At 31.8% G+C, this 15,465-nt stretch carries 16 protein-coding genes; 6 read left to right on the top strand and 10 right to left on the bottom strand.

Annotation, left to right across the window (positions count from 1 at the left end):
* Window positions 1-311 precede the first annotated feature (311 nt).
* On the top strand, window positions 312-1,853 hold the full coding sequence (locus DG508_RS16715) for an NAD(P)H-hydrate dehydratase (protein WP_108869241.1): 1,542 nt from the start codon (window positions 312-314) through the stop codon (window positions 1,851-1,853).
* Window positions 1,854-1,969: 116 nt separating this feature from the next.
* Window positions 1,970-2,851 (top strand): anti-sigma factor, encoded by an 882-nt coding sequence (locus DG508_RS16710; protein WP_108869240.1) that lies wholly within the window; start codon window positions 1,970-1,972, stop codon window positions 2,849-2,851.
* A gap of 84 nt (window positions 2,852-2,935) precedes the next feature.
* Here DG508_RS16710 and xerD read toward each other — a convergent pair whose 3' ends face one another.
* Together xerD and DG508_RS16700 are read right to left on the bottom strand one after the other, a co-directional pair.
* Window positions 2,936-3,832: a site-specific tyrosine recombinase XerD gene (gene xerD / locus DG508_RS16705; RefSeq protein ID WP_108869239.1), complete on the bottom strand. Its 897-nt coding sequence runs from the start codon at window positions 3,830-3,832 to the stop codon at window positions 2,936-2,938.
* A 113-nt stretch (window positions 3,833-3,945) separates the two neighbouring features.
* Complete coding sequence (locus DG508_RS16700; protein WP_108869238.1) at window positions 3,946-4,536, bottom strand: porin family protein; 591 nt, start codon at window positions 4,534-4,536, stop codon at window positions 3,946-3,948.
* Window positions 4,537-5,145: 609 nt separating this feature from the next.
* Between DG508_RS16700 and DG508_RS16695 the strand changes: the two genes are divergently transcribed.
* Complete coding sequence (locus DG508_RS16695; protein WP_159090878.1) at window positions 5,146-5,790, top strand: porin family protein; 645 nt, start codon at window positions 5,146-5,148, stop codon at window positions 5,788-5,790.
* A gap of 51 nt (window positions 5,791-5,841) precedes the next feature.
* Window positions 5,842-6,267: a type II 3-dehydroquinate dehydratase gene (aroQ, locus tag DG508_RS16690; RefSeq protein WP_108869236.1), complete on the top strand. Its 426-nt coding sequence runs from the start codon at window positions 5,842-5,844 to the stop codon at window positions 6,265-6,267.
* Window positions 6,268-6,370: 103 nt separating this feature from the next.
* Here the strand turns inward: aroQ and lpdA are convergent, their stop codons facing one another.
* The 5 genes from lpdA to DG508_RS16665 form a co-directional block, all read right to left on the bottom strand.
* Window positions 6,371-7,762 (bottom strand): dihydrolipoyl dehydrogenase, encoded by a 1,392-nt coding sequence (lpdA, locus tag DG508_RS16685; RefSeq protein ID WP_108869235.1) that lies wholly within the window; start codon window positions 7,760-7,762, stop codon window positions 6,371-6,373.
* Between the two features lie 195 nt (window positions 7,763-7,957).
* Entirely contained in the window at window positions 7,958-8,437 is a 480-nt protein-coding gene (locus tag DG508_RS16680) for a hypothetical protein (RefSeq protein ID WP_108869234.1), read from the bottom strand.
* Between the two features lie 26 nt (window positions 8,438-8,463).
* Window positions 8,464-8,859 carry a peptide-methionine (R)-S-oxide reductase MsrB gene (gene msrB / locus DG508_RS16675; RefSeq protein WP_108869304.1) on the bottom strand — a complete coding sequence of 132 codons (396 nt, stop codon included), beginning with the start codon at window positions 8,857-8,859 and terminating at the stop codon, window positions 8,464-8,466.
* 7 nt (window positions 8,860-8,866) lie between these two features.
* Complete coding sequence (msrB, locus tag DG508_RS16670) at window positions 8,867-9,343, bottom strand: peptide-methionine (R)-S-oxide reductase MsrB (RefSeq protein WP_108869233.1); 477 nt, start codon at window positions 9,341-9,343, stop codon at window positions 8,867-8,869.
* A 77-nt stretch (window positions 9,344-9,420) separates the two neighbouring features.
* On the bottom strand, window positions 9,421-10,290 hold the full coding sequence (locus DG508_RS16665) for an alpha/beta fold hydrolase (protein ID WP_108869232.1): 870 nt from the start codon (window positions 10,288-10,290) through the stop codon (window positions 9,421-9,423).
* Between the two features lie 234 nt (window positions 10,291-10,524).
* Between DG508_RS16665 and DG508_RS16660 the strand changes: the two genes are divergently transcribed.
* Window positions 10,525-12,042: a DEAD/DEAH box helicase gene (locus tag DG508_RS16660; RefSeq protein WP_108869231.1), complete on the top strand. Its 1,518-nt coding sequence runs from the start codon at window positions 10,525-10,527 to the stop codon at window positions 12,040-12,042.
* A gap of 19 nt (window positions 12,043-12,061) precedes the next feature.
* On the opposite strand, the gene DG508_RS16655 is transcribed toward DG508_RS16660, so the two are convergent.
* From DG508_RS16655 to DG508_RS16645, 3 genes are all read right to left on the bottom strand, one after another.
* Window positions 12,062-12,847 carry a PhzF family phenazine biosynthesis protein gene (locus tag DG508_RS16655; RefSeq protein WP_108869230.1) on the bottom strand — a complete coding sequence of 262 codons (786 nt, stop codon included), beginning with the start codon at window positions 12,845-12,847 and terminating at the stop codon, window positions 12,062-12,064.
* A gap of 11 nt (window positions 12,848-12,858) precedes the next feature.
* Window positions 12,859-13,458 carry a short chain dehydrogenase gene (locus DG508_RS16650; protein WP_108869229.1) on the bottom strand — a complete coding sequence of 200 codons (600 nt, stop codon included), beginning with the start codon at window positions 13,456-13,458 and terminating at the stop codon, window positions 12,859-12,861.
* 75 nt (window positions 13,459-13,533) lie between these two features.
* Entirely contained in the window at window positions 13,534-13,845 is a 312-nt protein-coding gene (locus DG508_RS16645) for an ArsR/SmtB family transcription factor (protein WP_108869228.1), read from the bottom strand.
* A gap of 389 nt (window positions 13,846-14,234) precedes the next feature.
* Here DG508_RS16645 and DG508_RS16640 point away from each other — a divergent pair, with 389 nt between their 5' ends.
* A complete protein-coding gene (locus DG508_RS16640; RefSeq protein WP_108869227.1) occupies window positions 14,235-15,449 on the top strand; it encodes a class I SAM-dependent rRNA methyltransferase in 1,215 nt (404 codons plus the stop codon).
* The last annotated feature ends 16 nt before the right edge of the window (window positions 15,450-15,465 follow it).

Genomic DNA, 15,465 nt, shown 5'->3' with positions numbered 1-15,465 from the left:
TGGTACTAAACATTAAAGTTTGCTTTACTTTGTGAATTCAAATGTATAGTTTTTTATTTTTAAAGAAAATTAATTTAAATGTATTCCTAAACTTTTATAGATTCAATAATTAATAACTTATTTGATTATGAGATTCTTAAAAAAAAGGAAAATAAAATTCTATAATTAAATTTAATAGATAATGTATGTATGAATTCATTATCTATACAAAAGATTGTATAATTGCCTTTTTATATAGAGAAGTAGTTTAGACTATCTCAGACAATTCAAGAAACGATCAAGATAACAACTTGAAATAAATTATATAACTTATGAAAATATTTTCTGCAGAACAGATGCGCATGGCAGATAATGCTACTATGTTAGCTGAGCAAATTACATCATTAGAATTGATGGAACGAGCCGCTACACAAATTTTTAATTTAATTCATAGCAAGCTACAAGGGGCTCCAGTTGTTATTCATGTATTTTGTGGTATAGGAAATAATGGTGGTGATGGTCTTGTTGTATCTAGACTATTGGTAGAGTATGGCTATAATGTAAAAACATATATTGTAAACTTCAGTGATAATAGATCAAAGGACTTTCTTGTTAATTACGATCGATTAAAGGAAATTACAAATGATTGGCCTATACAATTGAAATGTGAAGATGATTTTCCAGAACTTAAAAGAGAAGATATTGTTATTGATGCTATTTTTGGGATTGGTCTTAATAGACCATTAGTGCCTTGGGTAACATTGTTGATAAAACACCTTAATAAATCAAGATGTTTTACACTTTCTATAGATATACCATCTGGTTTGTATACCGATAAATTACCTGATGATAAAGAGGGAGTGATTTATGCAGGTATTACAGTTACATTTCAATTACCAAAATTGATTTTTTTCTTGCCACAAACGGCAATATATATACAAGATCTTCAAGTAATTGATATTGGGTTGGATCGTAATTTTTTAATGCAAACTCCAGGTGTGGGTGTTTTGATTAATAAGAGTGAAGTTTTGCCTCTCTATCGACCTAGACATAAATATAGTCACAAAGGAACTTATGGGCATTGTGTAATTATAGGAGGTAGTTATGGTAAGATAGGAAGTGTTATTTTGTCAACCAAAGCGGCTTTAAAAACTGGTGCAGGCTTGGTTACCGCATATATTCCTGAATGTGGATATAATGCTGTTCAAACAGCTGTTCCAGAAGCAATGGTTATTACAGATAATGATGATGAGCTTGAAGATATTGCTTTAGGGTTTGAACCTGTTGCAATAGGAATGGGCATGGGCATGGGAACCAGTGATAAATCTGTAAAGGCTTTTGGAGAATTTCTAGAAGAAAATAAAACACCTCTTGTTGTAGATGCCGATGGGATTAATATACTAGCAAAAAAACCAGAGTTTCTTAAAAATCTTCCTGAGAAAAGTATTCTTACTCCGCACCCAAAAGAATTAGAGAGACTATTAGGGAAGTGGGAAAATGATTTTGATAAAATAGAGAAAACAAAAGCATTCTCAAAAGAATATAATTGTATAGTGGTTATCAAAGGAGCTAATTCTATTACTGTTTTTGAAGATCAATTATATGTAAATACTACTGGAAACCCTGGAATGGCTACTGCTGGTAGTGGTGATGTGCTTACAGGTATGATAACAGGTTTGTTGTCACAAGGGTATGATGCATTGCATGCGGCTGTTTTTGGAGTCTATTTACATGGTAATTCTGGAGATATTGTAAGTCAGAAAACTGCCTTTGAAGGTGTGATTGCTAGTGATATTATAGACCATATTGGTACTGCTTTATTGGATTTATTTACACCACCACCTACTAATCCTACTGAAAAAGAAGCGCAATAAATATTCCTTTTTTACGTAAAAAGTATATGGTTTATACTTACAATATTATAGGTCTTTTAGAGTTGATTTATAGTAAATGTAATTACATTTGAATATTAATTTAAAAAAGCAAAGTGATGACAAGAAATATTTTATTAATTGCCCCTCTTTTATTGGCAGTGTTATTTAGTTCATGCTCTTCAGATGATGATAGACCTCCAACTGCTACTATCGAGCTTGAAACAATTGGACTTATACCTCTTACTGGTGGTAGTTCGTATCAAGGATGGTTGGTTGTAAATGGGCAAACAGTTCCTACAAAAAAATTTACCAATGGTTCAAGAGAAAGTTTAGAAGTGCTAGCTTCTGATTTAGAAAATGCGAGTCAATTTATTATTACTATAGAACCCAAAGGAGATATTGATGACAATAAACCCTCTGATGCTAAAATTTTGACAGGAAATTTTACAGGAAATTCTGCTCAACTTACTTTTGAAAATGTGGTGGCAGATATTTCTTCGGTTTCTGGTCAATTTTACATGGCAACACCTACTGATAATGCAGGAGGTGTAGATAATGGTAATGATGAATTTGGAGTTTGGTTTATGTCAGGAACTAATGCTCCAGGCTTAACACTTCCTAAATTGGCTAAGGGATGGAAATATGAAGGTTGGGTAGATTTTGGAGGTAAAATTTTATCTACAGGTACTTTTGCTGATGTTGATGTTACTGATGATGGTAATTTCTTTAAAGGTTCAGGAGGAACGGTTCCTGAGTTTCCTGGAGAAGACTTTTTAGTACTGCCTTCTCAAATCCCTTTAGAAGGCATCACTCTTCCTGCAGAGGTGAAAAGTGAAAAGGTATATATTACTATAGAGCCGTATCAGGATAATGATCCCGCTCCGTTTTTTATAAAACCATTGAGTGCTAATGCTGGAGAATTAACAGGAGTAGCAAATCCTGTGGTAATGATTCCTAATAATGCAGTTCCATCAGGAAGAGCAACTAGGCCAAATTAGATAGTATATTTTTTATAGATAAAAAATGAGATTAGCTTTTATAGTTGATCTCATTTTTATTAAAAGTCAGTTAGAGTTAGATTTTTATCTTCTGGGGTGAAAATTGTGTATCACTTCACTTAGATGACTTCTGTCTATATGCATATAGATTTCTGTGGTAGTAATACTCTCATGGCCAAGCATTAACTGTATTGCTCTAAGGTCAGCTCCGTTTTCTAATAAGTGAGTTGCAAATGAATGCCTAAATGTGTGTGGACTTACTTTTTTATGTATACCTGCTTTCTCTACCAGTTGTTTTACGATAGTAAAAATCATTGCTCTTGTGAGCTGACCACCTCTTCTGTTTAAGAATAAAGTATCTTCTTCTCCTTTTTTGATGTTGATGTGGTTGCGAATTTGTGAAGTATATATATTGATATACTTTTGGGTGATATCACCTATAGGTACGAATCGTTGTTTATCGCCTTTTCCTGTAACGCTGATATATCCTTCATCAAAAAATAAGCTTGATAATGTAAGAGTAATGACTTCACTCACACGTAGACCACAACCGTACAAGGTTTCAATAATTGCGCGGTTGCGCTCACCTTCTGGTTTACTTAGGTCGATTTGCTTAATTATAAGATCTATTTCTTCAACAGATAAAGTGTCAGGTAATTTTCTTCCTATTTTGGGAGATTCTATAAGCTCCATAGGATTTGTTTCTCTATAATCTTCAAAAACCAAATAATTAAAAAAACTTTTTAAGCCTGATATAATTCTTGATTGAGAACGAGGGTTCACTAGCTTGGCTATTTCAAAAATAAATTGTTGTAGTATTTCTTTCTCTATAGATAGAGGAGAGGTGGTTATGTTTTCTTGTTCAAGAAATTTGAGTAACCGTTGTACGTCTAGAATATAACTTTCTATAGAGTTTTCAGAAAGTCCTCTTTCTATTTGTAAATAATGTTTGTAGTCTTTGATAGCATGATTCCATTTCACTTTATAGAGTTTTTAGAACTATTGATATGTAGTTTCAGAAAGACTAATATATAAAAGAAAAACCATCCTAAAGGCTAGGATGGTTTAACATTATTTGTTTTTTAGATCTATTATTAGAACTTGTATACTAAACCAAGTGTAATATCATCTAAATTAACTCCAAATTCAAAATCATCTTGAGACTCAGCTCCAGAAACATCAGCTTTTAAAGTGTTGTATCTTAGTGCTCCCCAGAATGCTTCTAGTGCAAAGTTGTTACCAATAAAGTAGCTAACACCTGGTCCACCACCAACACTAAATCCGTTAGAATCTAAATCTGTAGTACCATTGTCTTCATTTCTTGATAGGTAATCCAATCCAAACTCACCAAAAACAGAAAACTTACTTGATGGAGTAAAGTAATATCTACCAAATGCACCAATATTAAATGTATTAGTATCAAAATCAGCAGTTCCTACTCTTTCTACAGTGCTACTTGTAAAACCAATTCTTGCACCAACAGCAATATTTTCTGAAACAAAATAACCTGCTCTTGGAGCGATAGTAAAAGTATTATCTTTATTATCTCCAAATGTAGAAGAGTCATATCCTACAGCACCAGAGATAAAGATATCACCTTTTGCAAATCCAGCTGTTTCACCGTCCTGTGCTTTTACTGAGATAAAACTCACTACTGCTAAAGCAGTCAACATTAATTTTTTCATAATAATTGTTTGTTTAAAATTTGGGGCAAAAGTATATAATTTACTTGTATGAAACGTTAATTCATTCTTAATATTCGATACTTTTTTTAGAGATGAAAACAGGGTGTTTTTTATTTGTTTTATTATCAGTGTTTTATGTGTTGTTTGTTTGTTAAAATAGTATAAATCTTACTTTCTAGAACGAATAAGAAAACTAATGTAATTATAAAAATATAGAGTATATGTGTAGCAAAAAAAATGATTTTATTTTAGTTGTTTTTTGTAATAACTCTTTTGTTTATGGGGAGTCTGTTGTTTTTTTTGGGTTTTGAATTGTTGTTTAATGATAAAAGTATGTTCTTTATTACCGCTAGATATAATAATTTGATAAATTGTAGCAGTTGTTAATTTTAAGCTATATTATGTTAAAAAATATAGAACAAAATCTAAATAAATTAGAAGGAATGTTAAATCCATTTTTTTGTTGTCAAATTCTAATTTTTTGAAAAATAAATTTACTTTTGAGTATAATTATATTTTGTTAAATAATATATAGATTGATAGTTCTCAATTTAAAACTTGGATAGTATATTGACTAATGTAGTATCTGTATTAAAAAAAATAGTATACATGAAACAAATGAAAAGTAACATTTTTGGTGTTGTAATGATTATGCTTATAATAAGCACTTCTTTATATTCTCAGCAAGAAAGCGAACCTTTATACACTCGTGCAGGATTTAAATTCGGGCTTAATTATGCTAATATTACGGGGGATATAGAGGATACAGATGCCAGAGTACGTATGCATTTGGGTGCTGTGATAGAGTTTCCTGTAACGCAACGTTTTTTTGTACAAGCAGAAGTATTATATTCTGCACAAGGTTATAAATTTGACGAAAATGGTAGTGAAAACAAAATTAGCTTAAACTATCTGGCATTACCTATATTGGCTAAGGTTTATTTTACTGATAAGTTTAATCTGGAAACAGGACCGCAATTAGCAACGTTGGCTAACGCAACAGAATCAGCAGAAGATACCCCTGATGAATTTTTTGATTCTTTTAATAATTTTGATTTTAGCTGGAATTTTGGAGCTGGATATAAAATGGAGAGTGGATTGTTCTTTCAGTTACGATATAATCTAGGGTTAACTGATATTAATAATATAGACAACTCTACAATTAAATTTAAAAATTCTGTAGCTCAAGTATCTGTAGGCTATTTGTTTAAAACAAAAAATAATAGAAGAAGAGATACTACTATTAATCAATAAAGTTTACTAGTTGTTTGTCAAGAACATACTATTCTTTGAAATCATACATACATGAAATTATTAGTTATAAATGGCCCTAATCTTAACCTTCTAGGAAAAAGAGAGCCTGAAATCTATGGAAATCAAACTTTTGAAGAGTTTTTTGAGGATTTACAATCCAGATTTGAAGCAGTGACATTGTCTTATTTTCAGTCTAACATAGAAGGGGAGTTGATAACCAAGATTCAAGAGGCAGATGATGGGTATGATGGTGTTATTCTTAATGCGGGTGCGTATACTCATACTTCTATTGGTATCGGAGATGCAATAAAAGCGATATCAACTCCAGTTATAGAAGTACATATTTCTAATACATTTGGTAGAGAAGAGTTTAGGCATCAGTCATATATTTCTCCTAATGCTCATGGTGTTATTCTTGGCTTTGGAATGCAAAGTTACATATTGGCAATACAAAGTTTTATAAACGATAAAGCTTAATCGATAGTTATATTGTGAGATTTATAAAAAATATTTAGATATAAAAAAAGAGCCTTGTTGTATCACAACAAGGCTCTTTTTTATTTTATAAAGGAGATGATTTCTATAAATGAATTACTTCATCATAAGCATCAGCTACCGCTTCCATTACCGCTTCACTCATAGTTGGGTGAGGGTGAATAGCTTTTAATACTTCGTGACCTGTAGTTTCAAGTTTTCTTCCTAAAACCGCTTCAGCAATCATATCTGTAACTCCAGCACCAATCATATGACAACCTAGCCATTCACCGTATTTGGCATCAAAAATTACTTTTACAAAACCATCTTTGGTTCCTGCTGCACTAGCTTTACCAGAGGCAGAGAAAGGAAATTTACCAACTTTTAATTCATAACCAGCTTCTTTAGCTTGTTTTTCTGTCATTCCTACACTTGCAATCTCAGGAGAAGCATAGGTACACCCTGGGATATTTCCATAATCAATTGCTTCAACATTCATTCCTGCAATTTTTTCTACACAAGTAATTCCTTCTGCAGAAGCTACGTGTGCTAATGCGGGTCCAGGAACTACATCTCCAATTGCATATACTCCTGGAATATTAGTTTGATACCAGTCATTTACTACAATCTTATCTCTATCGGTTGCAATACCCAATTCTTCTAAACCTATATTTTCTATGTTGGTTTTGATACCTACAGCAGATAATACAATATCAGCTTCAAGAATTTCTTCTCCTTTTTTTGTTTTGACAGTTGCTTTCACACCATCACCACTAGTATCAACACTTTCTACAGAAGAATTGGTCATTACCTTAATTCCCGCCTTTTTGAAATTACGTTCAAATTGTTTTGATACTTCTACATCTTCAAGAGGAACAAGATTTGGTAAATATTCTACAATAGTTACTTCTGTACCCATTGCATTATAGAAATGTGCAAATTCTACACCAATTGCTCCTGACCCAACAACGATCATTTTTTTAGGCTGTGACTCTAGCGTCATTGCTTCTCTGTATCCTATTACTTTTTTACCATCTTGTGGTAAATTTGGTAATACCCTTGATCTGGCTCCTGTAGCAACGATAATATGTTTTGCTTCATAGTCTGTTTCTTTATTATCAGCGTCTGTAACAGTAATTTTATTGTTAGCTTTTAGTTTACCAAACCCTTGGATAACATCGATTTTATTTTTTTTCATCAGGAACTGAACTCCTTTGCTCATTCCTTCTGCAACACCACGACTACGTTTTACAACCGCATCAAAGTCTTTATCAAACTTTTCTACCGTAAGTCCATAATCAGATGCATGTTTAAGGTATTCAAATACCTGTGCACTTTTCAATAATGCTTTTGTGGGTATACATCCCCAGTTTAAGCATACTCCTCCCAAGCTTTCTTTTTCAACTACAGCGGTTTTAAATCCCAATTGAGAAGCCCTGATTGCGGTTACATAACCTCCAGGACCACTTCCCAAAACGATGATATCATATGTACTCATAAATGTCAATTTTTTGAAGTCACGAATTTAAGGATAATTCGGCGAACCAAAAAAGGAATTAGTTTTTGAGGAAGAATAAGATTATTAAAAAAAAATACAAAAAAACACCATACTGTATAGGTATGATGTTAATTTTTGATGTTTTTGATTCTAATTAAAGAATACTATGATGTATTATTTAAATTTTTAAGAGGATTAAAAATCTAATTTTAATGCAGATTGCACGGCATTAAAATCAGATAAATCTATTTTGGTGTTTTTTGCAAATTCTGAAGGTACAACTACAACTCTAAACTTTTGATTATTAGTGAGGTCAGCTGGAACTAAATCTAGATTGTTACTCTCAAGAATTACATCAACATCTCCAGAAGTGAAGTTATATCTGTATTGTACAGAAGTGTCGTCAACATCATTTAAAAATATAGTTACTGTAGGTAATGGTTCCCATACTTCAAGACCATTGTCTACATTTTCAAGACGATATACTAGTACAACATCTGAGTCAAATATATTTTCGGGAAACATAAAACGATCGCTATATTCATTAGAAGGGCTAAAAGTTGTTGTGAAATCAAAAGTCTGTCCAATGGTATCTGTATCGATAAAATCATCGTCATTGGAGCAAGAAGTAAATATAAATGTTGCTAGGCATAGTAATGTGAAAATTTTTCTCATGAATTTTAAATTTATTTATTGTGATTTTATTTTTTATCAAAATTTATACTGATAGAGTTCACGCAGTATCGTTGTCCTGTGGTGGTTGGTCCGTCATTAAATACATGACCTAAGTGACTCCCACAATTCGTACAAACAATTTCTGTACGTATCATACCGTGTGTGGTATCTCTAATATATTCAACATTTCCTTCTATAGATTCATCAAAACTTGGCCATCCACAACCCGAATCAAATTTAGTAACACTTTTGAATAGTGGAGTATCACATGCCATACAGGTATATACTCCTTCTTCAAAATGCATATTGTACTCTCCTGTAAAAGGTCTTTCGGTTCCTTTTTGCCTTAATACTCTATACTGCTCATCAGTAAGTTTTTCTTTCCATTCTCCTTCTGATTTTTGAACTGGATATTTACTCATCTTTTTATTAATTTGATTTGAATACCAGTGCATCACCATTGATGCAATGTCTCATACCTGTTGTCTCTCTGGGCCCATCATTAAAAACATGTCCCAAATGGCCACCACATGTTGCGCACAATAATTCTGATCTGGCATATCCTAATTTATGATCTATATCTCTATCAACGCTTCCTTTTACAGATCGGTCAAAACTTGGCCAACCAGTACCACTATCAAATTTATGTTTGCTCTCGTATAATGGTGTTTCACAAGCAGCACAGAAAAATGTACCTGCTTTATATAGTTTGTTTAACGGGCTTGAAAAAGGTTTTTCTGTACCTGCCAGTCTTAGCACATAGTATTGCTCTGCAGTCAAAATATTTTTCCATTCAGCATTAGTCTTAGATACTTTATAGATTTTTTTCTCTTTTGTTTCTTTTTGAGCAGTAGTTGTACAACTAATAGCTAAAACTCCTATCAATAATAAAATAAAACGTCTCATAGATTTCTAATTTTTATTTAATAAAGCAATTATTAAATAATAGTCGTACAAATTCATAATCAATAACACATCAATAATTATTCCAAAATAAAGGTTGTAATTTTAGAGATGACTTCAGGGTTTCCTAGTATTTTTCTATGTCCCAGATTTTCAGTAATTAATAATTTACCATTTTCTAGATTATCAACAATTTCGTGTGCGGCACTATAATGTACATCAACATCGTTTTTATCATGAATTACTAATGTAGGTATTTTGATTCCTTTGGCAGAAACAGCACCAGAATAATTATCAAGATCTTCTCCAAACTTTGTGTCAAAATAAGATTTTAAGAGCTCCCCTGCTTTTTGATCCAATTGTAGGTTATATGCAAAATTTTTGGCTATGGCAGTAATGCTATTTGCTGTACCAATAATGATTAGTTTTTTTATCTGTAAATTGTATTTTGTAGCTCGTAGTAACGACATTCCTCCTAGAGAATGTCCTATTGCACTTTCAAAAGGGCCATGAGTTTTTTCTAATTGATGTATTGTTTCTATAAAATGAGGCATTATAGTTCTTTTTCCAGGAGCTCTACCATGAGCAGGAGCATCAAAACTTATTGTGCTATACCCATGTTCTAATAATTGATCTGCAATTTTGGAAAGTTGTGTGCCGCTTCCTGACCAGCCGTGGGCTAGTAAAATTTTCTTAGGAGAATTACCATACGAATAGACGATAACTTGTCTATTGATTTTTTTTATATAAACTTTTTCCTTTTTACTCTTTTCATACATTACCTTTTCTCTAGTAGGCATTTTGTATCCAAATGGCGTCAAAAATATTCTTGCAACAAACCTAGAAGCGAGGAAAGGAGATATCCGATTTAATAGTTTAGCAGTATTTACTATTGATTTTGGAATCAATAGTCGTTGTACAGGAATTAAATCTTTATCTTTTTTTTGCATTCGTACTATTATTTAAAAAATTAAAATTACTATAAGAATAATTTTGCAGTCTATACATTATGAATAATTAACATTTTTTGTCAAAAATGAATATATAAATAAAATACTTATACTATAAATTTCTAGTGATATTGATGTGGTTTAAAATTACGTATACGTAAATATATTGCCTTAATTCTTTCGTATAACCTTTTAAAGTGTTTAATTTTGTAGCTTATTTTAACCGAGATATTCATGGGGTCACGATCTATAGGGACTGATAAAAAGCAACAAAAAGTACTATATGACTATCAGAAACGAGATATTGATAAGATATTTAGTAGGTTAGAAGAGTTTCCTGAAAAATACAATTTACTATATCAACTCCCTACAGGAGGTGGAAAAACTGTGATTTTTTCTGAAATTGTAAGGAGATATATAGAAACTACACAGAAAAAAGTAATTGTTCTTACACACCGAATTGAGTTATGTGCACAGACATCTAAAATGTTGTCAGAATTTGGTGTGAAAAATAAAATTATAAACAGTGCTGTAAAAGAGCTTGACGATCAAAATGAATATACATGTTTTGTAGCCATGGTCGAAACTCTTAATAATCGACTTAATGAGGATCATCAAGAATTGTATGATATAGGGATGGTTATTATTGATGAGGCACATTATAATTCATTTAGAAAGTTATTTCGGTTTTTTAAGAATTGCTTTATACTTGGGGTAACAGCTACACCACTGAGTTCTAACATGAAGTTGCCAATGAAGGATAACTACCATGAATTGATTGTGGGAGATACGATAAATTCGCTGATTGGTAGTGGTTTTCTTGCAAAACCTGTTACATATACTTATGATGTGGGCTTAGGAGCGTTGAAAATAGGGATGAATGGTGACTATACAGTAAAATCTTCTGAAGATTTATATACAAATATGTTAATGCAAGATAAGTTGTTGCATGCATATGAAGAAAGATCTAAAGGGAAAAAAACATTAATCTTTAATAATGGGATTAATACTTCTGTATATGTATACGAAACTTTTAAAAAGGCGGGATATCCAATTCGTCATTTGGATAACACAAACAGTAAACAAGAGCGAGAGGATATTTTATTATGGTTCAAACATACTAGTGATGCAATATTAACTTCTGTAAGTATTTTGACTACTGGATTTGATGAACCTACTGTAGAGAGTATTATTCTTAATAGAGCAACAAAATCTCTTACGTTATATTTTCAGATGATTGGTAGAGGGTCTCGTATCCTTCCATCAAAACAAGAATTTGCTATTCTTGATTTGGGTAATAATACGGCAAGATTTGGGTTGTGGAATTCAGAGGTAGATTGGCAATCTATATTTAAATCTCCTGATTTTTATTATGATAATTTAGTAGGAGATGAAGAGATAGAAAGAAATTTTAAGTACGTACTTCCTGAAGAATTAAGAAAGGAGTTTTCAAAATCTGAAGATATTGATTTTGACATCGAAGAAGAATATGCGAGGACAAAAAAATATGGATTGAGAAGCCTTACAGTTCTTGATAATTCTATAGTGCAACATGCTAAGATGTGTGTGCAAAATAGTGAAGATGTTTTTGATGCTCGAATTTTGAGTAAACTGTTGGATCAAGACATAGAATATCGTGTACGTCGGTATTCATATTGTATTAGTAAGAGTACAAAAAACTATAGAGATTGGCTCGAAGAGGATTATAAGCGAAAATTAAGATCTAAGATCAATCAATTATTTATGGACTAATCTTAGACCTTAAAAAGTGCTAAATATCTATTTCTCCAATTAAATAAGAAACAGCATAACCACTTAGAAACACACGATCACCTTCTATAGCACACTGTATTTCTCCTCTTCTTGTAGATAATTGTTGGGCCAGAAGTTTTGTTTTGTTAAGTTTTTCTGCCCAAAAAGGCACTAGAGAGGCATGTGCAGATCCAGTCACAGGATCTTCTGGCAGAATAGTAGCATTGGCATCAAACACACGAGAAACAAAATCAACATCTTGCCCTTTTGCGGTAATTATAATGCATAAATAAGGAAGCTCTTTTAATAAATTTAGATCAAGAGTAGCGTTTAATATTTCTTTTTCTGATGAAAGTGTTATGATTAAATCGCGTGCGGCATAAGCTGATAAAGGTTTTACATTAAGAGCTTTATGTACCTGTGAAGGTATTTCTATAGCAACAGGGGGTCTAGAAGGGAAATCTAAGGTTATGGCTCCGTTATCTTCTTTTTTAGCTTTTAGAAGGCCGCTTTTTGAAGAGAATGTAATTTCTGTAATAGATGAATCTATATAGTTAAAAATTACATAAGCAGATGCAAGAGTGGCATGACCGCATAAATCAATCTCATCATGAGGCATAAACCATCTAATCTCATAGATTTCATCTTTTTGTACAAAGTAAGCTGTTTCAGCCAAATTATTTTCTATTGCGATATTTTGTAATGTTTGGTCATCTAACCAATGTGGTAAATGACATACAGCTGCGGGATTGCCACCAAATAACTTTTGAGTAAAAGCGTCGATTTGATAAATTGGAATTTTCATGAATTTTGGTTTTAGTATTTTTTATAAATAGTACCTGTGCTTTTATTTATAAGTAGTTGTTTGTAACATGCTACTACGTCCTGGATAGTTACAGGAAAATGACCTGCGAACTTTTGATTATTAGGAAAATCTCCTGCAATAGCTCCTGGAGCGACGGCATTAAGACGAATTCCACGTTTCAACTCATTTGATGCGGTGTTTATAAAGCTGTGTATTGCACCATTGATAAATGATAATGCTGTGGTGTTGGGTTCATAGTGTTCTGCTAGAATACCTGTTGTCAATGTTATAGAAGCATTGTCATTAAGATACTCTTGAGCAATGTGTACTAGATTAATTTGCCCCATTAATTTACTATGAATTCCTGTATAATAATCTTGTTCTGATAGTTCAGAAAAAGATTTCCAAACAGCTGTGCCTGCGGTATTAATTACAGCATCTAATTTTGGTAAATTTTTAAAAAGTCCTTCTATAGAGCTCTTGTGGGTAATATCTATAGGATAAGATACACTATTTCTATGAGCCCCATATACCTCATTATACTGTTCTTTAAGAGTATTGTATACTGCTGATCCAATCGTTCCTGTTGCGCCTATAACTAATATTTTCATAAACTTATAATTGAAGTTTTTACTTAATTTACATTATTATATATTTAATTTTATGAATATGTATTTTTAAATTTTTTATAATTCTTTTTGCATTGCAGTTAGAAACTCTTTGATTACCCCCTCATTTCTTTTAAAATATGTCCATTTACCATGTCTTGTTGTAGTAAGTAAACCAGCTTTTTGCATACCTGTAAGATAATGAGATATAGTAGGCTGTGATAATCCAGATTTATTTTTTATAAAAAGGCCACACACACCATCATCAAAATGACCTAAATCTTTATGAGGAGGGAAGTGTACTTCAGGTTTTTTTAACCATTTAAGAATCTCTAAACGAGTAGAATTGGATAAAGCCTTATTTATTTCAAGTATTCTTTGAGTATTCATTTTACAAATGTATATATTTAATTTTATAAATATGTTAAAAGTTAGATGTAAATTACTTTTTTTGAAGGATGTTTTTTAAAAAAATAATATATGGTTATTTTTTTTTATTTTTTGTGTAACAAAATTCATACATGGGCGTCTAGTAAGTATAAGTAAATTAGCTTTAACGGTACATGTAGGGCGCTTATCTTGATACTTATTGAGATGAGTGCTTTTCAAAAGGAAATTAAAAAATCATAATTAGAGCGCTTATCTTGATATTTCTTGAGATAAGTGCTTTTTTATTTGTACCCTATAAATTCCTTTTTATTTTATGATTTTGTTTTTTTAAAATTAATTATAGCATGGATTACTATATGTGAGTAAAATAATTATTATTCTTGCAGAAGATGAAGATTGTTCCAGATATAAAGACAAAAAGAATTGCTATTAAGCTAAGACCATCTGCAGAGAAGATGGTAAAACGCAAGCACCCTTGGATTTTTGAAGATAGTATTATCAAACAAAATGTAGAAGGAGAAGCTGGAGATTTAGTAATTGTATATGATACCAAAAAGAATGCATTTTTAGCCTGTGGATTGTATGATCCATATTCTCCTATACGAGTTAAATTAATTCAATTTGGGAAAACTGCACAGATAAATAAAGAATGGTTTGAAGGCACTATTTCTAATGCATATGATCAGAGAAAACCTTTATTAGAAACAGATACTAATAGTTATCGATTATTATTTGGAGAAAATGACTATTTACCTGGTTTTATTGCAGATGTTTATGATAAGGTTTTGGTTATCAAATTGTATTCGCATATATGGTTTCCATATCTTAATTGGATTATTCAATCTTTGATTGATACTACAAATTGTGATTGTGTTGTTATTAGATTGAGTAGATTGCTGCAATCGCAAGGAGAAGTATTTGGTTTTAAGGATGGTCAAGTGATTTATGGTACTCTTGAAAATGAAGTGGTCATTTTTAAAGAACATGGTGTTCTGTTTTCTGCCAATGTAATTAAGGGGCATAAAACTGGATATTTTTTAGACCATCGCCATAATAGGAAAAGAGTAGGGGAGCTAGCTGGTGATAAAACTGTTCTTGATGTTTTTTCGTACGCAGGAGGTTTTTCTGTTCATGCATTAGCAGGAGGAGCAAAAAGAGTGGTAAGTCTTGATATTAGTAAGCAAGCTTTGGATATGGCAAAAGGAAATGTAGATTTAAATAGCCATAAAGGGATACATGAAATAATGGCAATAGATGCTTTTGTGGGGTTACAAACGTTAGTAGAAACTAATCAAAAGTTTGATATTGTTGTAATAGATCCGCCATCATTTGCAAAAAGAGAAAGCGAAATTCATAAAGCTAAAATTAGTTATGCTAGATTAGCTGAATTAGGAGCAAGATTAGTATCCTCAAACGGAATATTGGTTTTAGCTTCCTGTTCTTCACGAGTATTGGCAGATGAATTTTTTGAAATCTCTGAAGAAAACATTCTTACATCTGGAAGGAATTTTACGATACTCGAAAAAACGCATCATGATATAGATCATCCTATTTCTTTTCCTGAGGGTGCTTACTTGAAATGTGGCTATTATCTATTGGATTGAACCCTACATAAAATGA

Source organism: Aquimarina aquimarini, from assembly GCF_900299535.1.
In the GTDB taxonomy this organism is placed as follows: Bacteria; Bacteroidota; Bacteroidia; order Flavobacteriales; family Flavobacteriaceae; genus Aquimarina; species Aquimarina aquimarini.
Note: the sequence above shows the minus strand (reverse complement) of the source record. Positions and strands in the feature narration are given on the sequence as shown.